The 25287-nt window shown below is 71.1% G+C and carries 26 protein-coding genes; 20 read left to right on the top strand and 6 right to left on the bottom strand.

The features are described from left to right. The first annotated feature begins 205 nt into the window (after window positions 1-205). From CU254_RS42385 to CU254_RS42370, 4 genes are all read left to right on the top strand, one after another. Complete coding sequence (locus tag CU254_RS42385; RefSeq protein ID WP_009086617.1) at window positions 206-1015, top strand: ParA family protein; 810 nt, start codon at window positions 206-208, stop codon at window positions 1013-1015. A gap of 2 nt (window positions 1016-1017) precedes the next feature. Further along, the gene (locus tag CU254_RS42380; protein ID WP_009086618.1) at window positions 1018-1971 is read left to right on the top strand and encodes a ParB N-terminal domain-containing protein; all 954 of its coding nucleotides are present in this window, start codon (window positions 1018-1020) and stop codon (window positions 1969-1971) included. A gap of 244 nt (window positions 1972-2215) precedes the next feature. Beyond that, window positions 2216-2467 carry a hypothetical protein gene (locus CU254_RS42375; RefSeq protein ID WP_037719536.1) on the top strand — a complete coding sequence of 84 codons (252 nt, stop codon included), beginning with the start codon at window positions 2216-2218 and terminating at the stop codon, window positions 2465-2467. A gap of 87 nt (window positions 2468-2554) precedes the next feature. Beyond that, window positions 2555-3856 (top strand): hypothetical protein, encoded by a 1302-nt coding sequence (locus CU254_RS42370; RefSeq protein WP_037719540.1) that lies wholly within the window; start codon window positions 2555-2557, stop codon window positions 3854-3856. Window positions 3857-4387: 531 nt separating this feature from the next. Here the strand turns inward: CU254_RS42370 and CU254_RS42365 are convergent. The 3 genes from CU254_RS42365 to CU254_RS42350 form a co-directional block, all read right to left on the bottom strand. Further along, window positions 4388-4816 (bottom strand): hypothetical protein, encoded by a 429-nt coding sequence (locus CU254_RS42365; protein ID WP_037719542.1) that lies wholly within the window; start codon window positions 4814-4816, stop codon window positions 4388-4390. An 814-nt stretch (window positions 4817-5630) separates the two neighbouring features. After that, window positions 5631-6542, bottom strand: coding sequence for a nucleoside hydrolase (locus CU254_RS42355; RefSeq protein ID WP_009086625.1), 912 nt, complete (start codon window positions 6540-6542; stop codon window positions 5631-5633). A 127-nt stretch (window positions 6543-6669) separates the two neighbouring features. Next, the gene (locus CU254_RS42350; RefSeq protein ID WP_158688180.1) at window positions 6670-6918 is read right to left on the bottom strand and encodes a hypothetical protein; all 249 of its coding nucleotides are present in this window, start codon (window positions 6916-6918) and stop codon (window positions 6670-6672) included. 91 nt (window positions 6919-7009) lie between these two features. On the opposite strand from CU254_RS42350, the gene CU254_RS42345 reads away from it, so the two are divergent. Together CU254_RS42345 and CU254_RS42340 are read left to right on the top strand one after the other, a co-directional pair. Continuing rightward, window positions 7010-7924: a 1,4-dihydroxy-2-naphthoyl-CoA synthase gene (locus CU254_RS42345; protein ID WP_037719548.1), complete on the top strand. Its 915-nt coding sequence runs from the start codon at window positions 7010-7012 to the stop codon at window positions 7922-7924. 154 nt (window positions 7925-8078) lie between these two features. Beyond that, a complete protein-coding gene (locus CU254_RS42340; RefSeq protein ID WP_009086628.1) occupies window positions 8079-8882 on the top strand; it encodes an alpha/beta fold hydrolase in 804 nt (267 codons plus the stop codon). A gap of 11 nt (window positions 8883-8893) precedes the next feature. Here the strand turns inward: CU254_RS42340 and CU254_RS42335 are convergent, their stop codons facing one another. Further along, the gene (locus tag CU254_RS42335) at window positions 8894-9766 is read right to left on the bottom strand and encodes a helix-turn-helix domain-containing protein (RefSeq protein WP_009086629.1); all 873 of its coding nucleotides are present in this window, start codon (window positions 9764-9766) and stop codon (window positions 8894-8896) included. 340 nt (window positions 9767-10106) lie between these two features. Continuing rightward, the gene (locus CU254_RS42330; RefSeq protein ID WP_009086630.1) at window positions 10107-10553 is read right to left on the bottom strand and encodes a helix-turn-helix transcriptional regulator; all 447 of its coding nucleotides are present in this window, start codon (window positions 10551-10553) and stop codon (window positions 10107-10109) included. Window positions 10554-10697: 144 nt separating this feature from the next. On the opposite strand from CU254_RS42330, the gene CU254_RS42325 reads away from it, so the two are divergent. From CU254_RS42325 to CU254_RS42315, 3 genes are read left to right on the top strand one after another with little or no spacing between them, the layout of a single operon-like run. After that, entirely contained in the window at window positions 10698-11588 is an 891-nt protein-coding gene (locus CU254_RS42325; RefSeq protein ID WP_159396495.1) for a hypothetical protein, read from the top strand. Next, window positions 11585-12238, top strand: coding sequence for a collagen binding domain-containing protein (locus tag CU254_RS42320; protein ID WP_100267225.1), 654 nt, complete (start codon window positions 11585-11587; stop codon window positions 12236-12238). The genes CU254_RS42325 and CU254_RS42320 overlap by 4 nt, the downstream gene beginning before the upstream one ends. A 4-nt stretch (window positions 12239-12242) precedes the next feature. Then, a complete protein-coding gene (locus CU254_RS42315; protein WP_009086632.1) occupies window positions 12243-12992 on the top strand; it encodes a class F sortase in 750 nt (249 codons plus the stop codon). 421 nt (window positions 12993-13413) lie between these two features. Here CU254_RS42315 and CU254_RS42310 read toward each other — a convergent pair whose 3' ends face one another. Then, a complete protein-coding gene (locus CU254_RS42310) occupies window positions 13414-13914 on the bottom strand; it encodes a helix-turn-helix transcriptional regulator (protein ID WP_037719552.1) in 501 nt (166 codons plus the stop codon). Between the two features lie 206 nt (window positions 13915-14120). On the opposite strand from CU254_RS42310, the gene CU254_RS42305 reads away from it, so the two are divergent. The 11 genes from CU254_RS42305 to CU254_RS42255 are packed head-to-tail and all read left to right on the top strand — an operon-like array spanning window position 14121 to window position 25209. Then, complete coding sequence (locus CU254_RS42305) at window positions 14121-15710, top strand: PQQ-binding-like beta-propeller repeat protein (RefSeq protein ID WP_009086634.1); 1590 nt, start codon at window positions 14121-14123, stop codon at window positions 15708-15710. Beyond that, a complete protein-coding gene (locus CU254_RS42300) occupies window positions 15710-16693 on the top strand; it encodes a C40 family peptidase (protein WP_009086635.1) in 984 nt (327 codons plus the stop codon). The genes CU254_RS42305 and CU254_RS42300 overlap by 1 nt, the downstream gene beginning before the upstream one ends. Beyond that, on the top strand, window positions 16693-17169 hold the full coding sequence (locus tag CU254_RS42295; RefSeq protein ID WP_050788579.1) for a hypothetical protein: 477 nt from the start codon (window positions 16693-16695) through the stop codon (window positions 17167-17169). Before CU254_RS42300 ends, CU254_RS42295 begins: the two co-directional genes overlap by 1 nt. Before the next feature lie 47 nt (window positions 17170-17216). Then, on the top strand, window positions 17217-17897 hold the full coding sequence (locus tag CU254_RS42290; protein WP_158688181.1) for a DUF6668 family protein: 681 nt from the start codon (window positions 17217-17219) through the stop codon (window positions 17895-17897). Continuing rightward, window positions 17897-18166: a hypothetical protein gene (locus tag CU254_RS42285; RefSeq protein ID WP_009086647.1), complete on the top strand. Its 270-nt coding sequence runs from the start codon at window positions 17897-17899 to the stop codon at window positions 18164-18166. Before CU254_RS42290 ends, CU254_RS42285 begins: the two co-directional genes overlap by 1 nt. Window positions 18167-18196: 30 nt before the next feature. Continuing rightward, window positions 18197-18940, top strand: coding sequence for a hypothetical protein (locus CU254_RS42280; RefSeq protein ID WP_009086650.1), 744 nt, complete (start codon window positions 18197-18199; stop codon window positions 18938-18940). Next, the gene (locus CU254_RS42275) at window positions 18937-20337 is read left to right on the top strand and encodes a hypothetical protein (protein ID WP_009086652.1); all 1401 of its coding nucleotides are present in this window, start codon (window positions 18937-18939) and stop codon (window positions 20335-20337) included. The genes CU254_RS42280 and CU254_RS42275 overlap by 4 nt, the downstream gene beginning before the upstream one ends. After that, entirely contained in the window at window positions 20334-21875 is a 1542-nt protein-coding gene (locus CU254_RS43550) for an SCO6880 family protein (RefSeq protein ID WP_009086653.1), read from the top strand. The genes CU254_RS42275 and CU254_RS43550 overlap by 4 nt, the downstream gene beginning before the upstream one ends. Continuing rightward, window positions 21872-22474: a hypothetical protein gene (locus tag CU254_RS42265; RefSeq protein ID WP_100267224.1), complete on the top strand. Its 603-nt coding sequence runs from the start codon at window positions 21872-21874 to the stop codon at window positions 22472-22474. The genes CU254_RS43550 and CU254_RS42265 overlap by 4 nt, the downstream gene beginning before the upstream one ends. Next, entirely contained in the window at window positions 22474-23442 is a 969-nt protein-coding gene (locus tag CU254_RS42260; protein WP_100267223.1) for a hypothetical protein, read from the top strand. Before CU254_RS42265 ends, CU254_RS42260 begins: the two co-directional genes overlap by 1 nt. A gap of 3 nt (window positions 23443-23445) precedes the next feature. After that, complete coding sequence (locus tag CU254_RS42255; RefSeq protein WP_009086656.1) at window positions 23446-25209, top strand: type IV secretory system conjugative DNA transfer family protein; 1764 nt, start codon at window positions 23446-23448, stop codon at window positions 25207-25209. Window positions 25210-25287: the final 78 nt, after the last annotated feature.

Genomic DNA, 25287 nt, shown 5'->3' with positions numbered 1-25287 from the left:
CGCCGCAGTCAGGCAGGCAGCCGTACAGACTCAAGCTGGGGTGAATACCGGGTATTCACCCCAGCGACCCTCCGCTCGGCCGCTCCCCCGCCAGCTCAGGTAACGGAAGCGGAAACCGCGCGCGCCAGCAGCGACAGGGCCCGTGGCGACCTGGGATAGTGACTGCGCTCCGCAGTACCAATTGACAGACGGGAAGCACACGGAGATGAGCAGTACGAAGGTTTACGTCGTCGTCAATCAGAAAGGCGGCGTCGGCAAGACGACCATCGCGGCCAACTTGGCCGCGGTCACCGCGGAAGTGCATCCGCCGGACGTTCCTCCGGAGGTCGCCGCTGCCTTGAAGGAACTCGATCCGGAAGATCCTGACTCAGAGGCTGAGCTGGAACTCCTCATGGAGAAGGTCACGGCCCACGTTCTGGCGGTTTCGACCGACCCTCAGCAGTCGCTCGTGGAATGGCTCGAGAAGGTTGAACGAGCCTACTGGAAACAGAAGAAGCCGCTTCCCCTTGACTACTCGCAGGAAGACGAGAACCCGCGTGTCCTGGCGAGTTTGAAGACAGCCGACGTGTACCGACGCATCTTCGTCGACAGTCCGGGCTGGCTCCCGAGCGAGCACGCCCGCCAAAAGGACGAGCCGACGGAGAAGCTGATCGTCCGCGCGTCCCTGGAGTCGGCTGATCTCGCGATCCTCCCGCTGGAACCGGAAGATCTTGCCTTCAACCCGACCAAGCGGACAATCGAAGAGGTCGTCGAGCCGCTCAAGATTCCCTTCGTGGTGGTCCTCACGAACTGGGATCCCCGGGACGGCGACGGCGACCTGGCAGACACTCGGGATCGGGCCAAGGCCGAGGGGTGGCCCCTGGCGAACACTGTGGTCCGCAGGTACAAGCTGCACACGTCCGCGCCCGCGGCGGGGCGCTTGTGCACGGACTACCCGAAGAACCGTGTGGCCGTCGAAGCGCGATCGGACTTCCTGAAGCTCGGCATGGAGCTCGCTCTGAACGGTGGGAACTGATCGTGGCCCGCGTCAAACTCGGGACCACCGAGGACCACAAGCTCACCACGACTGCGGCCAGCGACCGCCTCATCGCGATTCCGCGGGAGCAGTTGCAGCCGAACCCGGAGAACCCTCGCTCTTCGGATGCGGAGATCGAGGAGACCGCTGCGACTCTCCGGAACCATGGCCAGCTCCAGAACCTCAATGTCATGTCACGCAGGGCGTTTCTGGACCAGAAGCCGCATCTCGCCGACCAGGTCACCACCGCCAGGTATGTGGTGATCAACGGCTGCCGCCGCCTCGAGGCAGCACCGTTGGCTGATCTGCCCGCGCTCAAGTGCGCGATCCACGACGACTGGACCGAGAACCAGATCGACGAGGCGATGATCAGCGAGAACGAGCATCGCAAGCAGCTCAACCCTCTGCTTCTCGGCCGACACCTCAAGAGAATGGTGCCCCGCTACGGGTCCGAACGTGCGCTCGCCAAGGCACTGGGAAAGCAACCGGCTTGGGTAAATCATCGAGTCGGGCTGACAAGGCTCCATCCTGACCTGCAGAAGGAGGTCGAGGAGGACCGCATCACGTTCAAGCTGGCCCGCGAGTGCCCACGGCTGCATGAAAAGCTTCAGCCGCTACTCGCGGTCGGCGACCTGCCGATCGAGGTGGCACGCCGATGGCTCATCGATCTTCGGCTCAAACCCGACGAGCAGTGGCAGCGTTGGATGGCCGGCCCCCCGGGCTTCGGCGAGGCTCGCTCAGAACCCCCCAGTCCAAGTGATAGCGTCAAGGACTCGCAGAGCGGTGCCGAAGCCCCAGAGGGCGACGACTCGCCGCAGAAGACATCGCGAGCCAAACCTGCCATCACCATCCGGATCATGGAACGCTCGCCCGCCCAGCTTGCGACTGCGCTGCTCGACCAGCTCACAGCCGACGAAGTCGACGAGCTGGTCACTGCGCTCCGCAGCTCGACCTGAATCGTTGACTGGACAGGCAGGCCGCCGAGCGAGGCTGAGCAGGTGTGGTGAATACCCGGTATTCACCACACCTCGCTACATTGCGCGGAGCGCGCTCTGCCCGAGCGCTGCGGGTGCGTTGAGGTGGGCGCGATCCTTGCTCTGACCATGCGCGGGCACCGTGACCAGCTAATGACACTGTTGCAGCCGCGTCAGCAGATGCATTAAAATCAAGTTGATTTAAATCTGCTTGAAAGGGGCCCCGGTGGGCGACCCGGAGATCCGCGACGCGTCGGCTCGGTGGCCGGCGGAGGACGGCGAGAGCAGCTGGGACCGGCTCACGCGGCTGCGGCGGTGGCGTGACGAGCTGGAGAGCGTGATCCAGGCGGAGATGCCGGCTGCGGCCAAAGACGCGCGGCGGCACGGCGTGGGAGCCGCCGAGCTCGCACGGGCGTGGGGCGTGTCGGTGGCCCGGATCTCCCAGGTTGCTCCGGTGCGCACGAAGCGGGCGAAATAGGAAAGCGGCCCCGGAGGTGCTGGAACACCGCCCGGGGCCTGGACACGACAGATTGGAACCGTGATGTCCGTAGTTGATGATACGGCCTTGGCTACCAGCGGAAACACACAGACGGGCCGTCACGGCCGGTCCGGTTTCCGGCGGGCTGCTCGGCGGCCGGAACGGCCGCTGCTGTCGCTGGCGGAGCGCGCCGCGGCCGCGGAGGAACGGCAGGCGGTGCTCGGCAAGAGCACCGCGTTGTTCGAAACGCCCGAGCTCGACGAGATCGACGCGCGGATCGCGGCGGAGAAGCGGTTGCGCGCGCTGGAGCTGCAGCAGCGGGTGCGCGAGAACCAGGCGGCGTTCGAGGCCCGCGAGCTGGAAGCGCGCCGGCAGCGGGCGCGGGAGGAGAAGGACGCGGCCGAGGAAGACCGCCGAAGGAACGAAGAGGCGGAGATCCGCCGCTGGAAGCTGCGGGCGGGGGACCGCGCCGAGCAGCTGACCAGCAAGTCGGCACAGCTGGCGGAGACGGCGAAACTGCTGGTCACAGCCAAGCAGGCGATCATCGGCGGGGTCGTCCTGCTGCTGGCCTGGTCGGGTGTGAACGTCCAGCAGCAGCTGGTCCCCGGCGGCGAGCTGGGCAATCCCTTGTTCTGGCTGTCGTACGGCATCGACGTCTGCCTCGGCGGGACGCTGGTGCTGCTGATGCTGACCTCGGCGACCACCGCGCGGGCCGGGATGGCCCAGCGGAAACAGCTGGTCAAGGGCTGGCGGCTGTCCCGCTACATGCAGGAGGCGGCGATCCTCGCCGCGTCGCTGGCGCTCAACGCCGGCACGCACCTCGCGCACGGCGAGCTGCTGCTGGCCGTGAAGAGCGCGATCGCGCCGGTGATGGTGGGGATGCTGGTGTGGGCCTACAACCACATCACCGGGCAGCTCTCGACCACGCTGCTCAAGCTGACCGACGACCTGCACGCGCACGAGCAGCTGGTCAGCGACCTCGACGATGCACGGACCGCCCTCGAGGAGCACCGGCGGCGCGAGGAAGAGCTGCAGGATCGGCTCGGCAACCTGAGCACAGCGCTAGACACCGCCAGCGCGGACGCCCGTGCGCTGCGGGCCGAGCGCGACGCCCGCCCCGAGGTGGTCCTGGACGAGCGGACGCTGCCGCTGCTGCCGCACGCCCTGCGCGGCTTCGAGGGCATGGCCGCCGGGTCGCTGACGCCGTCCATCATGCCGGACGGCGGCGGAGTGCCGGCGAGTACCCAGCTGGCGGCGAAGCTGGGCCTGCCGAAGCCGGTCGCGATCGAAGTGCGCGACCTGATGAAGAAGCTCGCGAAGGGCGACACGAAGCTGGTCGTCGGCGCGCCGGAGGAGGCGCCGGTGACGCTGCTCAGCCGCGCCCTGTAACCGAACTGGACCACGGCGAATGGCCCCCGCCGCAGCGGGGGCCATTCGCCGTGTCCGCGCTCTTTGGGGCGCCTCGCTCTACCGCGCGCTCGCCGACCAGGCGGCGACAGCGTGACCGCGCCGGGCTGGCGGGGGAGCGGCCGAGCGGAGGGTCGCTGGGGTGAATACCCGGTATTCACCCCAGCTTGAGTCTGTACCGCTGTCCGCCTGACTGCGGCGAGTCACCCGACAAGAACGGCCCTTACGTGGCCAAGTACGGAGAAACCCCGGCGGCAGCGGTGCGAATGCCATTAAACGCACGTCCGGAAGCATGTTCCCCTCCCTCTGACCAGGGCGACCTCGTCGCAGAATGGGTCGCGGCGCGCTGGCCGTGGCAACGGATGCCGAGCGGGCGACGGCGAGCTGCGGATGTCCGGTGAGCGCACCGGCGCAATGGACACCACCGCCGACGAACTCACCGCCCTCCACGCCCAACTCCACCGGGCACTACACCACTGACCAGGAACTAGCGGACTGCGGTGCGCCGCCGAGTTACTCGTCAACCTCCAGGTCGGAGATCCAGATGTCCAGCTGAGCGAGAACATCGTCGATGGGGCGTCCCGTAGCGACCGCCACATCCTCCAGGAGCTTCTTCTCCAGAGCGACGTGCGCTATAGCGGTCGTGCTGAGCAGTCGGCTGGCTTCGCGACTGAGAACATCGACGACCTCCCGAGTCAATGCCCTGACCGCATCCGGGAGATCGGCACTGCTGCGAACCTGCTCGAACGACTTCGCCACCCTGTGCGCCATTGGATCGACGACATCGTCTGGAAGCCCAGACAAGAGCGTGCCGTAAACGGCTTGCCACTGGTCCAGGCCACCGGTGTCGTTCGTGACGGTCGCACGTAGAAGCTCTACCGCTGCGCGCAGGTCACCGTTGAACTGGGGAGCGCTCGCCGCATGGGCGTCATTATCGGGCACACCGCGAGGATACGACCGCAGCATCCGCTCGCATCACCCCGGACAGGCATCTAAGACAACCTCTGACCAGCAGCTACTTAACCCAGTGGCCCCTTTCCGGGATATTCGGGAACCGCCGCATATCCCATCGGATGCGTATTGGCCGCATCACCCCGTTGGGGCAGGCCCGCTACGACCGGCACGTCGCCGCCCTGCAGCGGCTGCTCCGGCACGACCCCGACCGCAACGCCTGACGTGACTCGACGCAGCGAACGCTGCGCCGTGCCGGACCGCTCCGGCACGGCGCTGCCGGGCACGCTCGCGAACTCGCAGCGTGCCCGGCAGCATTGGCCGCACGAGGGCCGCTCGGCGCCCTCGTGCTCGGATCAGAACCCCAGGCAGGTGAGGACGCCGTTGCCGTAGTACAAGGCCACGGCTGCCTCTCTGTCGCACTGACGTGATCGCGTGTACGAGCCGTAGTCGATCAAGTTCGGACCGTATCGACAAGGCTCCCGCACGGAAAGCCCCAGGTCAGAGGTACCCGTACGGGGGGGGTACGGGCAGAGGTGTCCTGCGTGCAGACCAATTCGATGAGGACTGGTCGCGGAGCCGCAGCGGGCCGGGGGCGGGTCGACCAGCTCGATGCCGGTAGCGACCACGCCAAGGGCTTCGCGTTCGGGCGAGTAGGTCTGGCGGTTGCTGGCCGGTTGCTCGGTGCTGGTCGCGGGGCGGTTGACCGGGGAGATGTCCTGGTGGTCGAGCATCTTCTCGAAGCCAAGGAAGGTTTCCGCTGGTCACGACCCGGCGCGGACGCTGCTGTTGCCGGGGTGGGCCGTCAGGCGGTGAGTGCGGAGGCGAGGCGGGCGAGGACGGCTTCGGGGTCGACGGCGCCGGTGATCGCGACCGGGGGCCTGGCCGGGTCGTCGGTGGCGATGCGGGTCGCGCCCCGGTGGCCGTGGCGGTCGTCGAGGACGACGGCGACCGGGGCGTCGCGGCGTTCGAGGACCAGGTGCTCGTCGACGAGCACGGCCGCGGCGAGCGGGTCGTGCAGGGGGAGGCTCGGCACCTGGTCTCCTGCTTGCGCGAGCATCGCGGCGGCGGGGCCCCACGGCGGCGCCGCGTGGTCGGCGAGCTGCTGCAGCCATGCGCGGCCGGCGGTGACGGTGCGGGTGACGTCGAGGCTGACCAGGGTCAACGCGAAGCCGGCGGAGAGGACGTGCTCGGCCGCGTCGGGGTCGAGGTGGACGTTGGTCTCGGCAGCCGCGGTGATGTTGCCGGTGGTGTCGAGGGCTCCGGCCATGGAGACGACGCGGCGGAGGAGCCGGGGCAGCCGCGGCTCGGCGGACAGGGCGGTCGCGAGGTTGGTCAGCGGCCCGAGGGTGAGCAGTTCGAGCTCGCCGGGGCGGGCGCGGGCGAGGCCGAGCAACTGCTCGACGGCGTTCTGGCCGGAGGTTTCGCGGCCGGGCGGCCCGGCGAGGGCGGCGAACGGGTCGTCGGGGTGGCGCAGCCGCAGCGGCTGGGCGAGCGGTTCGGCGGCGCCGACCGCGACGGGAGTGGAGCGGTCTCCCGCCAGCTCGAGGGCGCGCAGGGCGTTGCGGGCTGCGGCGTCGGCGGTGACGTTGCCGTGCACGGCGCCCACTGCGACCAGGCGGATGTCCGGACAGCGGGCGAGGCAGTGCAGGGCGAGCGCGTCGTCGAGGCCGCCGTCGGTGTCGATGAGGACCGGTCGAGGAGCCGCAGGTGTCATGCACCGGTCTTACCGTCCGCGCGCAGCCTGACCACGATCGGGGAGCCGGCGTAGGCGTGGCGGATATCCGCTGGTGGGGGTCTTCCTGTGGTCCCGGGTGCGGGCAGGCGGTGAGGAGGCGGGCTGTTTAAAGCAGGAATCCGGACTGAGCGCGGGCCAGTTGAGTCTGGATGTCGTGGTCGAGCTGGTCCGCATAGCCGGGCGCGAGGGCGTAGGTTCCACCGTTCTGGACTGCGTGGACGATGCGGTTGACCAGGTCTTTCCGCTTGATCTGTTCGGTCGTGCCTTCGTGGCGGCGGTAGATGACGAATCGGCGGCCGCGCTGGGCGCAGTACAGAATGTCCATGCCGCCGCTGTGCCCGGTCCGGTGAGCCACGAACCCGATCGGACCGGCTCCGACCCCTGCGGGCCGGTCCTGGCGGGCGTGAGGTGAAGCGGGTTCGGTAGTGCTGCGGTTACGGTGTGGTGTGATCGTTTCCGAGTTGTTCGACCCCGCCGCCTGGTCCGAGGTCGAAGGGTTCTCCTTCACCGACATCACCTACCACCGTTCGCGAGACGCCCGCTCCGGCAAACGGGTGGTCCGGATCGCTTTCGACCGTCCGGAGGTCCGCAACGCCTTCCGCCCGCACACCGTCGACGAGCTCTACCGGGCGCTCGACCACGCCCGGATGAGCGCGGACGTCGGGTGCGTCCTGCTCACCGGGAACGGCCCGTCGCCGAAGGACGGCGGCTGGGCGTTCTGCTCCGGCGGTGACCAGCGTATTCGCGGACGCTCCGGGTATCAGTACGCGAGCGGGGAGACCTCGGACACGGTCGACCCGGCGCGGGCGGGCCGGCTGCACATCCTCGAGGTGCAGCGCTTGATCCGGTTCATGCCGAAACCCGTGGTCGCCGTGGTGCCCGGCTGGGCGGCGGGCGGCGGGCATTCGCTGCACGTCGTGTGCGATCTCACCCTCGCCTCGGCCGAGCACGCGCGGTTCAAGCAGACCGACGCCGACGTCGGCTCGTTCGACGCGGGCTACGGTTCGGCGGGCCTCGCCCGGCAGGTCGGGCAGAAATTCGCGCGCGAGATCTTCTTCCTCGGCCGGGATTACACGGCCGAGCAGATGCACCGGATGGGCGCGGTCAACGAGGTCGTGCCGCACGCCGAGCTGGAGCGGGTCGCGCTCGAATGGGGCTGGACGATCGTCGGCAAGTCGCCGACCGCGCAGCGGATGCTGAAGTACGCGTTCAACGCGATCGACGACGGGCTCGTCGGACAGCAGCTGTTCGCCGGCGAAACCACCCGGCTGGCGTACATGCAGGACGAGGCCGTCGAAGGCCGCGACGCGTTCCTGGAGAAGCGCGACCCGGACTGGTCCGACTACCCGTACTACTACTGAGATAGGTCGTCCCTCGTGTGCTCGGCGACGGTCCAGGTTTCCGGGCTCCGGAATGTGGCGTTGTCCGGAAGTGCGGCAGGGTGCCTTGATCCGTCGGCACGTGGCGGGGATGCTCGCGGGGACGTTGTCGGAGACGAGGAACTGGGGGCGGGGCATGGCATCGGTGCGGGCGAACGGACGCGAGCTGTCCTATGAGGACACCGGCGGCGACGGGATTCCGCTGGTGCTCGGGCACGGGTTTTTCCTCGATTCCACGGTGTTCGCGCCGCTGGCCGCCGGGCTGGGGCGCGAGTGGCGGGTGATCGGATGGGACGCGCGCGGGCACGGCGGCACCGCCGACGACGGGCAGCCGTTCGATTACTGGGACCTGGCTCGGGACCTGCTGGGCCTGCTGGACGCGCTCGGGCTGGAACGGGCGGTGGCAGGCGGGATCAGCCAGGGCGGGTTTATCGCGTTGCGGGCGGCGCTGCTGGCTCCGGAGCGGGTCGAGGGCCTGGTGCTGATGGATACCGAGGCCACGCCGTGCGACCCGGACGACCGGGCCGGATACGAGCGGCTGTTCGCTGCGCTTGACCAGCACGGCCCTGCCGACGAGCTGACCGGGCCGCTGGCCGCGCAGCTGCTGGGCGACCCGGCGTTGGAACGGCAATGGCGCCAGACGTGGCAGCAGAGGAGCCTGCCGCTGGGCGCTCCGGCACGGTGCTTGATGGAACGCGACGACGTGTCCGGGCGGCTCGGCGAAATCGCCTGCCCCGCGCTGCTGATGTGGGGGTCGCAGGACCACAGCCTGCCCTACGACCGGATGCAGCTGCTCGACCGGCGGCTGCCCGGCGCGAGCGGGGTGACCGTCATCGACGGAGCCGCCCACACACCGACGCTGACCCACCCCGGCCAGGTGATCGCGGCGCTGACGGCGTTCCGGCCACGGCTAACCACTGCGGGAGCGGCCCTCCGCTGACCAGCGGCAGCCTAGGGGCGAGAGCGCTCGGCGCCGGAGGCGTCCGCCGCGCCGGGGTCCGGGGAGCGGGTCCCGAGGTACATCTGCACCGGCACCGTCGGGTCGGGAGCCTTGTGCACCTGGGCAAGCAGGACGAACTCGGTGCCTCGGTCGAGGTCGCGCACCCGCATGTGCTGGGTGTGGCGGCCCATCAGCAGCTCCTGGCGCTCCCACATGGCACGGAAATCCGGGTAGCCCGCCAACGCCTCCAGAACCTGCTCGAACATCGGCTCCGCCGGGCGACGCGCCATCAGCCCGCGCAGCCACGCGACGGTAAGCCGGGCCTCGGTCTCCCACTCCACCATGATCGCCCGCGACTCCGGCACCCCGAAAAACCAGGCCAGCACGTTGCCGACGCGGGTGATGCCGCGGAAAATCCTCGCGTATTCGCTGTTCGCGTAGAGGACGTTCCACGCGTCGTCGACGTACCCCGCCAGCTGCGGGACAAGGTTGTCGACCATCTGCTTCATCACGTCGGTGATCTCCGGCGGCCGGTACCCGGCCCGCGCCGTGGCCGCGCCCGGCAGCTGCGCCGTCGCCAGGTCGTGCAGGTGCTGGCGCTCGACAGGCGAGCAGTGCAGAGCGTCAGCCAACCGGTCCACGATGTCCGCGGATGGGTTCCCGAGCCGCTGTTCCAGCTTGATCACGTACCCGGTGCTGACACCGGCTGCCGCGGCGAGGTCGTCCCGGCTCATCCGAGGCCGCGGCCGGGCGGGCGCACCGGCCGGAAACCCCGCGGCGTCAGTCGTCCGCAGATGCCGCAAATACCCCCCGAACGAAGGCGGTTCAAGAGGGCCAGGCGTGTGATTTGCATCACTGCCGCTCAACCTCTCGCGACTACGCACCGCGCTGTCCCCCTACTTTACGTGATCGCACAACCGCCGTTCGCCTGAACGAGGCAGGCAAATCACCGCGTCGCCTGATAGTTCCAGTCATACCCCTGGCAGTCATACCCCTGGCAATAGTAGTTGATCGCCTACGCGCGGTCGCGAAAACTTCTCGGACACCAGCGAGGCAAGGGGGCTTCCGAAGACCAGGGGGAGGGACCGCGGGAATGACTGTTCGACTGACGGACGCCGCAGGTGGGAAAGGTGCGCCGCGATCGTCCGGAGCGCGCCCGGAGCCGGGGCTCCTGGCTGCCCGCAGGGGCAGGCGCGGAGCCTGGGGCGAAGAGAGGGCGTGGGACTACGCAGGGGTGCGGGAGGGTCTGGCGCGGGCGCGGGTCCAGGCGGCCCGGATCGTTGAGGGGCTGACGCTGAGGGCGTCGGCGAGGCGGCGGGCGAGGTCGTCGGCGAGGGCCTGCTCGGCGCGTTCGAGCGCGCCGAGGCGGGTGGGGGAGACCCCGATCGCGGCGGCGAGTGCGGCTTGGGTGAGGCCGGCGTGGACGCGCAGGTCGCTGAGGTGCCGCTGCTCGTCGGGGATCGGCACGAGGTCTCGCACCGCGATTCCGAGTGCGGCGGCGATCCGCGCGAGGCTGTCCACCTGAGGTTGCCGGCGGCCGGTCTCCAGGGAGGCCACGGCCGCGGGGGAGATGTCGGCCAGGCGGGCGAGGTCGCCGCGGGACAGGCCGCGCTGGCGGCGGGCCGCCGCCAGCGCCTCGGGGTCGAACCCCCGGCGGACGCCGATGCTCATGCGTGCCCCCTCATGGGACGCATTATCCCTCCTCCGCGCTTCACCGCGCAGCCCCGGCGCGCAGGTGCGAGGTGCAGTTTTATTGTAGAGTTTTATTGTAGAGTTCCGGCTGTTCGGGCCGGGGATTCGGATGGAGATGAGGCAGTGGTTGTGAAGAGATGGTGGAAGCCGGTGGTCGCGGCGGTGGTCGCGGTCGTGACGATGGCGGCGGGGTCGGCTGCGTTGGGCGGTGTCGCGTCGGCGGCGGGCGAGGGCACGGGGCTGTGGCTGCAGCCGTCGCAGCCCTATGTGGGCAACCGGGCGGCTGCGGACTGGGAGGGCACCTACGTCCTGTCGGACGGGTCGAAGGCGTGGTGCGTGCAGTTCGCGTTGAACAACCCGTCGACGGCGACGGGCTGGCTGCCGGACCCGGTGGTGCTGACCGACAAGTGGGGCGGTCCGCTGTCGCCGGAGGACCGGGCGCGGGCGGCGGTGTGGCTGGAGGCGGGGCGCGCGCACGCGGAGAGCCCGGAGTGGTCGGCGGCGGTGGCGATCCTGCTGCACCAGCTGACCGGTTCGCAGCGCCCGCCGGACGCGGGCGCGGGTTTCCGCGAGGTCGGCTACGACTACGGCCTGCACTACCGGGCCGCCCCGGGCCCGGTGCGGAAGATCGTCGACGATCTGCGCGCGGCCGGTGACCGGCTGCGCGGCCCGTGGACGGTCGCGGTGGCCCCGCCCTCGGGCGAGCTGCGGGGCGGGCAGTCCGCGCCGTGGACGCTGCGCGTCGCCTCGGCCACCGGCGACCCGGTGCCCGGCCAGGCCCTGACGGTCGCGGTGTCGGGAGGGACCGGCCCGGCGCAGGCGAGCACCGGCCCGGACGGCGCGGTGACGGTGCCGGTGACCCCGGGCACGGCCGGGAGCACGGTGGAGGTGTCGGCGAGCACGACCGCCCCGGCGACCGACGTGCGGATGCGGGTGCCCGCGCAGGACACCGTGCAGCGCGCGGTCGTGGTGCCCCAGCCCACCCGGGTCCGGGCGGCAACACGCGCGAGGTGACCCAGAAAGCCGCGCTGTCGCTGGTCAAGGTGGTCGAGGGAGACAAGGATCTGCGGCCGGTGCCCGGCGCGGTCCTGAAGGTCACCGGACAGGACGGGACGGTGATCGCGGACAAGGTGACCACCGCGGACAAGCCGGTCCTCGTCGACGCGTGGCCGGGAACCGTGCTGGTCAGCGAAGTGTCCGCGCCCGGCGGCCTGGAGCGCTCGGGCGAGGTCCGCAAGGTCGAGCTGAAGTCCGGGCAGACCGCGGCCGTCGCGTTCGCCGACACGGTGCGCACGGTGGTCCGCAAGCTCGACGCCGACACCAGGCAGCCGTTGGCGGGCGCGCAGGTGCAGCTCTACGCGGACAAGGACGGCGCCCGGACCCTGGGCGAGGTGCTGACCACCGGCCCGGACGGGACGGTCGCGGTGCCCGGCGGGCTCGCGGCGGGCCGGTACTGGATCAGGGAACTGGTCGCGCCGCAGGGCTACCAGGTCGACACCGCGCTGAAGCCGGTCACGGTCGCCCCGAAGGCCGAGGCCGTCGCGGTGGACCTGGTCAACGCCAGGATCGTGGTCCGCACCCAGGACCGCGTCCGCGAGCACGTGGTCGTGCGGCAGGTCACCGCCGGACCGGTCTCCGCCGCTGCCGCGGCGGCGGCGGAGTAACGGGATGGCCGCCGAGCAACACGGCGGCGGCGCGCCGTCCGTCCCTGCTGACGACAGGGGCGGGCGGCGGCCCGGCCGCCGGACAGGGCTGCTGCTGGCCGCCGGAGCCATCACGGTAGCGGCCGGGATCGCGATCGCCGTCACCGCGCCGTCCCCCGGCCCCGCCGCCGCAGGTGACGGGGCCGGGTCCGGCCGGCAGGCTCCGCCGCCGGTGACCGTCGCCCCCGCGCCGGTCCCCGGGCCGGGCGAGCCCGAACCGGTCGCGCCGGCACCGGTGCCCGCGCGGGCGGACACCGGCGACGCCCCGAACCGGCTGATCCTGCCCGACGGGTCGGCCGCGAGCGTGGACACGATCGCCCCGACCGGCCGCGGCGCGCTGCATCCGCCGACAGACCCGGGCCGGGTCGGGTGGTGGGTCGACTCCGCGCTGCCCGGCTCCGGGACCGGGGCCGTGGTGGTGACCGGGCACATCAACTGGGCCGGGCACGCCGGATTCGCCCGCAGGTGGCTGCCGCCCTCGGCGGGCGGCCGGGTCGAACCAGGGCAGGACATCACGCTGTCCACCACCGGGTCCGGGCCGCGCCGCTACCGGGTCACCGGCACCCGCGCCTACGACAAGAGGTCGGGGCTGCCGAGCGAGGTCAACCGGCGCACCGGCCCCGAAACGCTGCTGCTGATCACCTGCGGCGGCCGGTGGGCCGGCGGAGATCTCGGCTACGCCGACAACCTCATCACCACCGCCCAACCAGCCTGACCCGGAGCGGCGGCAACCAGGAAGGACAAAGGCGCATATGCAGGCCAGCACTTGGTGCGACGAGTGCGGCCGGGCGGTTTCAGGCCCGGCCGCGACCTGCGTATGCGCCGTCCTCCCGGTCGCTGCCGGCACCCTCGCGAACCAAGCCAGTCGCGGAGCCGGGGTGTTTCTTCCGGCCGGTTCCGGCCCCGCCTCGACCGGAAAATCCGGTGGGATTCGGCCCCGCCTCGCGACCGGTTGCCGGGATCGGCACGTGGCCACGAGCCAGGCTTTGCGCCGGTCCTTGCTTCGTTGGAGGCTACCGCCGGCGGGGCCGGAACTCGCCGGACGAGCGGAGCCGGGAACGACCGGCAAAGACACCGGCGGGATTCGAGTTCAGGGGAGGGGAGGGCTCGTCACCGCCGCGCTGTCGTCGGATGGGTCAGCTCTGCGCTGTACCGCTCTCGTCGTGGCGCCGGCCGTCCAGCCCGGCTCGTTGCCGCAATTCGCTCATCCGCCGTTGGCGGGTGCGTTCCCACAGCGTGCGCAGTTCTCCCGCCCCGAGCTGGAGGGCCGCGGAGATCGCGGCGGCTTGGTGCTCGCTGGGCCGCCGGTGGCCGCTCTCGATGTGGCTGAGGGTTGCGCCGTCGATCCCGCTCTTGCGGCTGAGGTCGCGGGCGGTCAGCCCCTGGAGGGCTCTCCGCTCGGCGAGCCCGATCTGCTCGTCGTCGAGGTCGGTCAGCTCCCGCAGCGGTATGCCGAGGACGTCGGCGGCCTTCTTCGCGTGCCGCGGGTCCGGCGAGACGTCGCCGGCCTCCCATTTGTGCACCGAGCTGCGGGTCGTGCCGATCAGGTCCGCCAGGTCCAGGATCGACAGGCCGCGCCGCTCGCGTTCGGAGCGCAGTCGGCGCGGGGAGAACCCCGGCAGTCTCGCGAGTGTCACCCGTCGCATCCTTGGTCGCCGCCGCGTCACGTCGTCGCCCATCATCCCGCCGTCCCTTTCCGTGTCGGCCGCAACCCCAGTTATCTAACAATATGAACTATCAATCAATGCTAATAATGTTACATTGCCGATGGGGGTTCCGGGGAGCGTCGCGACGGCCGTCCCGGAGCAACTGATCAGGACCGGCTGGGCGAGAGGAGGAGATCATGGGCCCGACCAGGGAAAGCGGCCCGTCCCGCAGGGGGACCGCGCCGGGAGGGGCGGGGTTCGACCCGGCGACGGTGCCGGTGTACCCGGTGGTGCGGATTCGGCTGGAGGCCGAGCCGGGTGCCGTCGACGGCACGGTGCGAGGTCTGGTCGACGGCGCGGTCGTGGCCGTGTCCGGCGACCTCGCCGAGGTGCGGGCGCAGCTGATCCGCGAGGTCGCGCGCAAGGCTGCGCTGCGCCCGGGTCGGGCGATCCGCGCCAAGGGCGAGGATCTGTCGGGCGCGGTGTGGGAGACGGTCGTGACCGACGACGGCCAGACCTACGATGCGACGGCCCTGCGGTCGCCCCGGAAGACCCGCCGGCCGCGCCGTGCTGTGCTGATCGCCGCCGCTGGCGTGGCGCTGACCCTGGCCGTGGCCTTGGTCGCGGCCGTGCTGATCCTGCAGCGTCCGGCTCCGTCGGAGTCCGCGGCCCCCGCGCTACCGGAACCTGTGGCGACCGAGCTTCCGGTAGCGGGCCCAGCAGGCTGGTCCCGGGTCGCGACGTGGTCGGCTCCGGTCGAGGCCAACAGCCCGAACCCGGCCTCCCAGGTCGCGGCCGACGAGCTGCGCGTGTTCGCGCCGGGCAAGAGCTCGGTGGTCGCCTACAGCGCCGCGACCGGCGCCCGGCTGTGGTCGGCAGGGCTCGGCGGAACGGTGCAGACCGGACCGGCCCTCACCCGGATCGGCGGCGCACCGGCGGTCGTCGCCGCGTCCTCCTCGGAAATCCAGGCGTGGGATCCGGCCACCGGCCGGTCCCTGCTGACCGCGAAACTTCCGTCTTCCAGCGCTCGTGTCCGGGTGACGCCGACCGGTCCGATGGTGACCGACGACAACGGCGGACAGCACGTTCTGGTCGTCCAGGGCCAGGACCTCGTCGCGCGGGTGCTGCCCTCGGGCGCGACCCCGTTGTTCCCGACCGCCGACGGCGCCCTGGTGGCCGCGGCCGCGCCGGGACAGCTGTGGCGCATCACGTCCGACGCCGTCGCGGGGGACCCGATCCCGGTGGCAGCACCGGCAGGTGCGACGTTCTCGTCGGTCGCCGGGGCCACCGAACGGGCGATCGTGCTCGCCTACGCACCGCCAGGCGCGGCGTCGGGCACGGTCGTGCTGAGGGCCTTCCCGGTCGCCGGCGGCGAGCCTCTGTGGACCAGTACGCCGGTGCCGCAGGCGCAGGTCGCGGCCGGCACGACGTCCGCCTTGGCCCCGGCGGCTCCCTCCGGGCACTGGGGCATCTACGGCACCTCGATCGTGGATCTCGACCTCGGGAAGACCACGTCGCTGCCGACCGGGTGGCAGACCAGCGTCGTCGGCGACGCCGCCGCGTTCGGCACCGTCGACGGCACGGCCGTCGCTGCCACCCCCGCAGGGCTGACCGCGGCGAGCACGCAGGCGCTGGCCGCCGGGCGAACCGGCGGCACGTCCGTCCCGGGCGCGCCGGGCGCGGTGCGGGGGACCACCGCGTACCTGGTGGCGCGCGACGGGAACGCCGAGCACCTGTACGCCGTCCCCGCAGCCGACGCGGCTCCGGCCTCGGCGGGAGGCCGCTGATGAAGTGGGCCGTGGGCGGGTTGTTCGCGCTGCTGCTGGCGTTGCCGCTGACGATGTTCGCGTCCTCGGGGAACAACCCGCAGCCCGGCCAGGGCTGCGGCGGCGGATCGTATGCACCCGTCGACCCGAAGGGAGCGGCGGCCGCGCTGACCCCGGACCAGCGGTCGATCGTCGCCTCGATCATCGGGATCGGCAAGCAGCGAGGCCTGCCGCCCCAGGCATGGCAGTCTGCGATCCAGGCCGGGAAAACCGAGTCCGAGCTGCGGAACCTCCCCGACGGCGACCGCGATTCGATCGGGGTGTTCCAGATGCGCCCCAGCATGGGCTGGGGCACGCCCGCCCAGCTGCGTGACGTCACCTACCAGGTCAACAAGTGGTACTCGGTGCTGATCGCGGTCCCGGGGTGGCAGTCGATGCGCACCGGCGACGCCGCCCAGCGGGTCGAGCGCAGCGGATTCCCCGAGCGCTACCACCGCTGGGAAGCCTTCGCCGCGGCGGTCATCGCGCAGAACGGCGATGCCGTCCCGCCCGCCGCGGGCGCGCCGCCCGGCGGCGTCGCCGACGTGTGCGGGCCGTCCGCGCTGGACGCGGGCCGCATGGAGGCCGCCGTCGTCTTCGCGCTGGCGCAGCAGGGCAAGCCCTACCAGTGGGGCGCGACCGGGCCCGGGGCCTTCGACTGCTCCGGTCTGATGCTGCGCTCCTACCAGCAGGCCGGGATCACGCTGCCGCGAACCTCGGCCCAGCAGTTCCGGGCAGGCGCCCGCGTCCCGGTCGGCCAGGCGCGCCGCGGCGACCTGCTGTTCTGGGCCTACAACACCAACGACCCGGCCACCATCCACCACGTGGCGATGTCCCTCGGCGGCGGGCAGATGGTCGAAGCCCAGCAGGACGGCGTCCCGGTGAAGATCTCGAAGATCCGCAACGTCGGGCTCATGCCGTCCGCGGTCACGTTCCTGCCCACGCAAGCCCCGGGAGGCCCCTGATGCAGCTGTCCGCACGCGTTCTCCGCATCGCGGCGGCGGTGGCGCTGACCGCCGCCGCGGCCGGGTGCGCCACCGGCGAACGCGACACCGCCGACCACAGCCCGGCCGCGACGTCCGCCACCGCGCTCGTCCCGGTCAACCCGGCCACCGTGCCGCCGTCCGCAGCCGACCAAGCGGCCGCGACCTCGACGGCCCTGCAGTGGGCGCAGCGGTGGCTGCGCCCCGCCGAAGGAGTCCAGTCAGGCCAGTGGATCGCGGGCCTGCAGCCGTTGTCGACCCCGGAGGCGGTGACGCAGCTGCGCACCGTCGATCCGCAGAACGTCGACTCGACCCGGATCACCGGACCGGCGGCGATCCATTCGGCGATGCCCGACGACATCACCGTGGACGTGCCCACCGACGCGGTGACCGTCCGCGTGGTCGTCGTCCGCGCCGAGGGCAGATGGCTGGTCAACGGCTGGAACCCAGCGTCATGAGCGGACAAGGGAAAGCGAGGACGTCCCGGATGGAAGCGGGAGCGCTGATGAGAAGGAAAGACAAAACCCCGGTCGCCAACCCGTTCCTGGCTCCGGAGGTTCGCCCGTCGCCGATCCAGGCCCCGCTCCAGCAGGACCGGGGACAGTTCGAGTACGCAGGTGCCCCGATGCCCACCGGCGCGCCTGCCCCGGCGCACCCGGTGCTGCGGCTGCCGCTGTGGATGGTGTCGCCGCGGGTCGCGCCGCCGCGGATCCCGCGAGTCCCGCTGCTGCAGGTGGTCGGCCTGCACGGCGGCGCCGGGGCCACGACGGTGGCGGCAATGCTCGGCGCCGGTGTCGTCGACTGCGGCGTCGGCTTGGACTGGCTGTGGACCAATTCGGCCCCGGTGCTGCTGGTGGCCCGCACCCACGCGCGCGGGCTCGATCTCGTGCGCCGAACCGGTCAGCAGTGGGCCTCCGGCGGCCTCAACCAGATCCGGATCCTCGGGTTGGTGCTGGTCGCGGACCTGCCCAGCCTCGGGGCCCAGAAACGGCCCGCCGAGTCCGCGTCGCGGATCTTCCCGGTCACGTGGCGACTGGACTGGGAGGAGGAACTGCGGCTGAACCCCGGGCCTACGCACCCGGACCGGTTCTCCTCCCGGATGCGGCGCATCCGCAAGAACGTGCTGGCCAAAGCCGAACTGGCCAGCCCGCACATCCACCGTCAACAACAAGCAAGGAGCAGCTGATGAATCCCTTCCTTTCCGCGGCCGTCCTGGCCGCCGGCCAGCTTCCCCCCGGCACCGGCCAGCTGAGCACCATCGGGGCTTGGTTGAGCGGGCTGGTCGGGCTGGCCCTGTTCGGCGGATTCATCGCCGCCATGGGCAAAACCGGCCTCGCCGCGCTGCGCCACGGGCACTTCGAGGGCGGCACGGGAGCCGTCATCTGCCTCGTGTGCGCCGTCCTGCTCGGCGCCGCGACAGCGATCTTCGCCGCGCTCGGTGTCAGCGCTGGCTAAGCACGTCCGAGACGAAAGGGAGCAGGCCTGATGGCCGAGGAGAGCGAGAAAGCCGAGCGGAGCGAGCAGGTCGTCGAGCCGAGCCGGCTGGACAAGTTTTTCAGCCGTACCGGGGGATGGTACGTCGCGGCCGCGATCGTGGTGGTCGTGACCGCGGGCCTGGTCTGGGTATTGCTGCCCTCCGGCCGCGACGCGGCGCCGGCGCAGGCGCCTCCCGTCGGCGCCGGCCCGGTGCCGGGCAACGGCAATGACGGCTGGAGCGACACCGGGTGCGCCGGGACCAGCGGCTCGGCCACGGTCCCGACCAGCGCGCCCCAGGCGACGTGGCGGGCCGAGAACATGGCCTCGATCCCGACCAGCCCCGACTACGGGCCGATCCGCACCGAAGGCCCGGTCCACAGCTGTTTCCAGCATTCTCCGACCGGCGCCCTGATCGCCGCCACGGTCATCCTCGAGGGGCTGGCGACGCCGGGGCAGGCGGCCCAGGTGGCGTACGCGGGGATGACTCCCGGGCCCGGGCGCGACGCGACGATCGCGTCGACCGCCGACGCGAAGCAGAGCCCGCTGACCCCGGCCGGGTTCTCGATCGGGGCGTGCCAGCCCGACCGGTGCCAGGTGAGCCTCCTGCTCACCGACGGGGCCTACGGGCAGTTCGCGATGTCGATGGTGTGGCGCGGCGGCGACTGGAAGATCGACGGAACCGGCGGCCCGCTGCAGCCCGTCGCGAGCCAGACCATGCCGTCGGGGTTCATCGCGTGGGGGCCGAGCTCATGACACGGATCGTTCTCGCGGACAACTGCGGCATCAGCATCGGCTGTTATCTCGAAGACGGCGCCAAAAAGGCGTTCGCCTACATGGTCAAGGCGTTCGGCGAGGCTGTGATCGGCCTCGTCAAGTTTCTGTCGACTTTCTGGATGAAGGTGCCGTCGCCGACGGTGGCGGGCCAGGGCGCGGACGGGCAATGGCACGAGTCTCAGACACTCGACTGGTTCCACGGGGCGCTGTCGGCGTTCACCGGTTTCTTCGCGGTGTGCGCGTTCGTCTTCGGCCTCGGCCGGATCGCGTGGTCGGCGCACCGGTCCGGTGAAGCGCACGAGGCGAAGGGCCTCGTGCGGCAGGTGGCCACGGTCGCGGCAGGTCCGCTGTGCCTGGCAGCGATCACGCAGCTGCTGATCTCGGCGGGCGACGCATTCAGTCCGTGGATTCTGGAACGGGCGTCGGACGGCGACCCGTCTCAGGGCATGGACAAGCTGATGAAGATCGGGCTGGGCACGGGCGCGCCGGGGACCCTGTTGGGCCTGTGGCTGATCCTGTTCCTCCTCTGCCTGATCGGCTCGCTGATCCAGTGCGTGTTCATGGTGATCCGGGCTCCTGTCGTGATCGTGCTCCTCACGCTGTCGCCGGGGTTCGCGGCGACGACGGCCAGCGAGGAGGGCTGGCAGCGGTTCAAACGCCTGGGGATGATCGTTCTGGGGTTCACGCTGTACAAGCCGGTCGCGGCGATCATTTACGCGGTCGGCATCAAGCTGATGACCACCACCGCCACGTCGCAGGCCGACGCGCCGGGAGGCTCCATCCAGGACGCGATCTACGGCATGGTGATCATGGTGATCGCCGCGCTGGCGCTGCCGGCCTTCATCAAGTTCATCGCCCCGGCCGCAGCGGCAGGCAGCTCCTCGATGTTCTCCGGTGGGGCCGCGATCGGCGCCGTCGCCGCCGGTGCCGCGATCGTGGCCGGGGCCGGAGCGGGAGCCGCCGGCGGCGGTGCCAGCACTGCGGGATCCGGGGCGACCGGGAGCGGCATGGGCGGTGCCGGGCTGGCGCAGACCGGCGCCGGCGGCGGATCCGGTTCGCCTGGCGGAAGCCCGGAACCGCCTGCGTCCGCAGGCGGCGGTTCCGGCTCTGGTGGCGGCGGTGGGGGATCCGGTCCTGGCGGCGGTTCCGGCACCCCGGAAAGCCGCGGCGCCCAGGCTGATGCCGCCCCCGCGCCCGGCGGCGCGACCGGTTCGAGCGGAGGGTCGTCGCCCGCTCCCGCCGCGGCCGGTTCCCGCTCGACAGGCCGAGGCGACGCGATTCGTGGCGGGTCGGAAGTAACCCGCCGACTGACCGATCAGATCGGGTCCGGCGAAGAGCCGGACACCGCCGAAGGCGCGGAGGGAACCCAGCGATGACTACCCCCAACGAGACCGCAGAACGGGATGTCACCTACGGCAACCTGATCTCGCCGAAGCTTCCGGGCCTGGGCTCGCTCGGCTTCGGCTCGACGATGTTCGCGGTGTTCTCCGCGATCGTGCTGATCGTGCTGGTCGCAGTGCTGCAGCTGCTGACGGTGGCCGTGGTGTGGCTGGCGATCAGCGCGGCAGTGCTGGCACCGGCGACGTTCCCGACCAAGGACGGATACGGCCGGTACCAGATGATGTGGCGCCGCCGCATGCACGCTCGCGCCGAAAAGGCCGGGCGCACTGCGTTGCGCCAGGGCCTGACCGGCCACGTTCCGGACGGGGAATGCCGCCTGCCCGGCCTGGCCGCCCCGACTCGGCTGCGCACCTACCGCGACGTCCACAGCCGCGAATTCGGTTTGATCGTGTGGCCCGAACAGGACCTCTACACCGTGGTGATCGAGGCCTTCCCCACGGGCTTCGAGGGCCTGGACAAGTCCACCATCGACAGCTGCCTGGCCCACTGGGCAGCGTGGCTGGGCCGGCTGAACACGGTGGAAGAGATCGCGGGCGCGGCCGTCGTGGTGGAGACGGTGCCGGACTCCGGACGCCGCCTGCTGCGTGCGGTGCGCCGGGGCCGGGTCAACGGCGCGCCCCAGCTCTCGCGCGGAGTCACCGACCAGATCCTGAACAGCTACCACGTCGGGACTCCGGCGACGACAGTGCGGCTGACCGTGACGCTCTCGGCGATCGCGCCGGGCAGCACCGACGAACCGGCGCGCACTGAACAGGAGATGGCCGACCTGATCGGGGATCTCCTGCCGACCTGGACCGGGTCGCTGGACATGACCGGCGCCGGGACCGGGGCACGGCCGTGCACGGCTCAGGAGATCACCGACTACGTGCGCGTCGCCTTCGACCCGTCGGTAGCCGAGCTCGTCGAGGAGGCGCAGCTGCGCTCCGGCGAGGACGGCGGCGGAACTGGCATCGAGTGGGCGCAGGCCGGGCCGATCTCGGCATGGAACCACTGGGAGTACTACGAGCACGAGACCGCGGTCTCGCGCACCTGGCAGATGAAAGAGCCGCCGCGCGGGGTGTTCTTCGCGCAGACCCTGCACCACATGCTCGCGCCGCACAAGGACATCGCCCGCAAACGCGTGGCGCTGCTGTACCGGCCGGAGTCGCCGGAGATCTCGGCGACCGCATCCGAGCGGGACGTGAAAAACGCCCGGTTGAAAGCCACCCAAGGCCGCTACGCCAAGGCCGCCGCGGCCGGGGAACTGGAAGCCGCCCAGCGCACGACCAAGCAGGTGGCGATGGGGTCCCCGCTGATCCGAGTGGGGTTGCTGGTGACCGTCACCGTCCGCGACACCGCCGAGCTGGCGCGGGCCTCGCGGGCGGTCAAGACCGGTCTGGCCGGGCAAGCCCGCATCGCGTTGCGCCTGCCCAAGGGCGCCCAGGACGTCTCTTTCCTCTCGTCCCTGCCGCTGGGGCTGGTTCCTCAGAGCGCGCTGCGCGCCCCGGGCAAGCATCAGGAGGGTGCGGCATGAACAAGTTCTGGAGTCGCGCGCTGAGCCGTTCCCGTCGTAAGCGGCTGGCGCGGTCGGCGCTCACGCGCACGGGGTGGGCGATGGCCGGAGGAGGCGAGACGACCATCGTCGACGCCCCGCCCGAGTTCCGAGGACCGTCGGTCCAGGTCACCGGGCTGTATCCGTTCTCGGCCGGGTCGACGTTGCCGATGATCGGCTCCGCGCTGGGCCCGCACCTGGGCGGCCGCGGCATCCTGTGCGCGGACCTCGTCGCGTGGTTCGCCGCCGGCCTCATCAACAACCCTTCGTGCTTCGTGCTGGGCCGCCCGGGGGTCGGGAAGTCGTCGCTGGTGCGGCACATGATGATCCAGCTGCCGGACAAGGGCGTTATCCCGCTCGTCCTGTCCGACTTCAAGGGCGAGTACGTCGACCTGATCCGAGAGCTGGACGGCAAGGTCGTCTCTCCCGGCCGGGGCTCGGCCTACGTCAATCCCCTGGACCTGGGACCGCTGTGGCAGCGGCTCATGGAGCTGCCCGAGACGATGACCGGCCGCGACGGCCGGCTCCGCCACCCCGCGCCGAAGCGCGCGCGGACATGGAGGGCCGGAGGGCGAACGTAATGATCGGCCTGTGCGAGCTGGCGATCGGGACGCGGCTGGCCGCGCACGAGCAGAACATCCTCGTCGCGGCGATCCGGTGCTGGCAGGACCGCCATCAGACCGACATCCCCGTCGTGCAGGACGTCCTCGACGTCGTGAGGCAGCGGCCGAAGGAGCTGCAGCTGATCGCCCAGGACCGCGGCGACGAGACCCGCTACGCCGAGCGGACCGAGCGGTTGGTCGACGCCCTGCTGGCGCTGTGCTCCGACGAGGGCCTGTTCGGCGGGATCTTCGCCCACCACACGACCGAGCCGATGGAAATGGGCCGCCCGTTCTGCTTCGACCTGCAGGCCGTCGACGCCGCCGACCGCACCGTCCAGGCCGGTCTGCAGCTGGTCTGCTGGTCCTACGGCTCGGCCGCCGTCACCGCCTCCAAGCACCTGGCCGACGCCGGGCTGCAGCCGCGTCAGGTCTACGTCCTCGGCTACGACGAGCTGTGGCGCTCCTTGCGCGCCGCCGAGTTCATGGTCGACCGCATCGACGACCTCACCCGGCTCAACCGCACGCTCGGGCTCGCGCAGATCCTGATCACCCACACGATGGCCGACCTCAAGCTGCCGACTGCGGACGCGACGGAAAAGGCCTGGGGGTTCGTGTCCCGCTCGGAAATGGTGTTCATGGGCGGGCTGGACCACAAGGAGATGGGCAACCTGGCCGAGGTGTTCGCCATGTCCGCACGCGAACAGGCCATGGTCACCAGCTGGTCGGCACGCGGCACGGTCAACCCGAAGACCGGAAAAGCCGACGCCCCGCCTGGGCGGGGCAAGTTCCTGCTGAAAACGGGACAGGATCTCGGGCTGCCCTTCCGTGTGCAGCTGGTCGACGCCGAGCTCGCGCTCAACGACACGAACCGCACGTGGCACGACGCGATCGCGTCGATGAACCGCGGCGGCGGCAGCTACGACGAACTGCTCGACGAGGCGGTGTAGACCATGCCCACCCAGCGTCCGAACAAGCGCCGACCGGCGGCCGGGATGACCGGCGGCGAAGCACTGGCGGTGCTCCTGGGCGTGCTCGCCCTGCTGTGGTGCGCGGCCGCGGTGTGGCTGTCCGCGCAGCTGGGCGGCACCGGCCACGGCGACCCGGTGTCCTGGGCCGCCGACCGCGGCGGCACCGGCCGGTGGAACCCGGCCGCGACCGGGTGGCTGCTGCTGTTCGCGCTGCTCACCCTGTTCGCCGCCGCCGTGATCGGCGTCCTCGCGTGGCGGTGGTGGCGCGGCCGCGAATGGACCGACGCCCTCGCCTCGGACATGTCCTCGCGGCGGGATTTCCACGAGCTGACCGACCAAGCCGTGGCCCGCGATGCCCAGCGGCTCGGCTGCGCGCACGCCGGCGCCGGGGTCCCGGTGGGACGCGCAGTTTTGACTGGTCAGAACCTCTACGGCACCTACGAGTGGTCCCAGGTGTGGATCATGGGCACTCGTGCGGGCAAGACCCGCTCAGTCGCGATCCCTCAGGTGCTCTCCCACCGGGGCCCGGTCGTGGCCACGGAGAACAAGCGCGACATGCACAACCGCATCTGCGGGCCGCGCTCGGAAATGGGGCGGGTATGGGTCAACGACCCGCAGCAGATCGCCCACCGGCCGCCGAGCTGGTGGTGGAACCCGATGTCGTTCGTGACCAACGTCGAGCGCGCCCAAAAGCTGGTTGAGATCTGGGCAGCCGCCCGTACCACGGCCGACATGGCCGGCGCCGACCCCTACTTCGAACCCGAAGGCCGCGCGCTGCTGGCGAACCTGGTGATGGCCGCCGCTCTCAGCGGCGAATACGTGACCCGGTTCCCGGACTGGCTCACCGGCTTCTCGCCGCGCCCGGGGGTGCCGGACCCGGCCGAGATCCTGCGCGAGCACGGGTACCGGACGATGGCCAAAGCCGTCGAGAACTTCCTCGACCTCAACCCCGACCAGAAAGACGGTCTCTTCGGCACCGCGCGGTCGTTCGTGCGGTTCCTGGAGACCCCGGAGTTTCTTCCGTGGATGGCCCCCACCGGCACCGATGATGCACGGCCGGTGTTCGAGCCGAACGCGTTCGTACGGTCGGAGGCCGACACGCTGCTGCTGCTGTCCAAGGACGGCGCCGGTTCGGCGCGCGCGCTGACCGCCGCACTGACCGCGGCGGTCTACGCCGCGGGCGAGGAATATGCGGAGACCTCCGGTGGCCGCGTGCCGACACCGATCCTGTTCGAGCTCGATGAGGCGGCCAACATCTGCCGCTGGCCCGAACTCCCGCGCCTCTACAGCCACGCGGGCTCGAAAGGCCTGATCTTGGTTGTGATCCTGCAGTCCGCGCCCCAGGGCGAGGAGGCGTGGGGCGAGCGGATGTTCAAGATGATGATCAGCGCCGCGAATATCTTCGTCGCCGGCCGCGGCATCAACGACGGCGAAACGTTGTCGTTGCTGGCCAAGCTGATCGGCGACCGCCAGATCGCCGACCGCTCGCTGTCGGTCGGCACCAGGGGACACCGCTCGACCGGCCACCAGAACCGCGACGAACGCATCCTCACCGAAGCCGACCTGCGCGCCATGCCGCGCGGCCGCGCGGTCCTGTTCGCCTCCGGCGCACGCCCGGTGCTGCTCGGCCTGCGCGACTTCACCGACTACCCGTGGGCCCCGCTGGTGGCCGCGTCCGAAGCCCACTTCGGCGACCCGGACCTGCTGGCCCAAGCAGATTCCGAGGAGGAGAACACGCATGCGTAGGACCCCGAACCGCCGGCTCTCCTCCGTGGAGTCGGCCCCAGCGCGCCCGGACGGCCCTTCTGGGTCTGCACCGGCGCC

This window comes from Amycolatopsis sp. AA4 (assembly GCF_002796545.1).
GTDB lineage: Bacteria > Actinomycetota > Actinomycetes > Mycobacteriales > Pseudonocardiaceae > Amycolatopsis.
The sequence above is the reverse complement of the archived record's forward strand: the minus strand, read 5'-3'. Positions and strand labels throughout refer to the sequence as shown.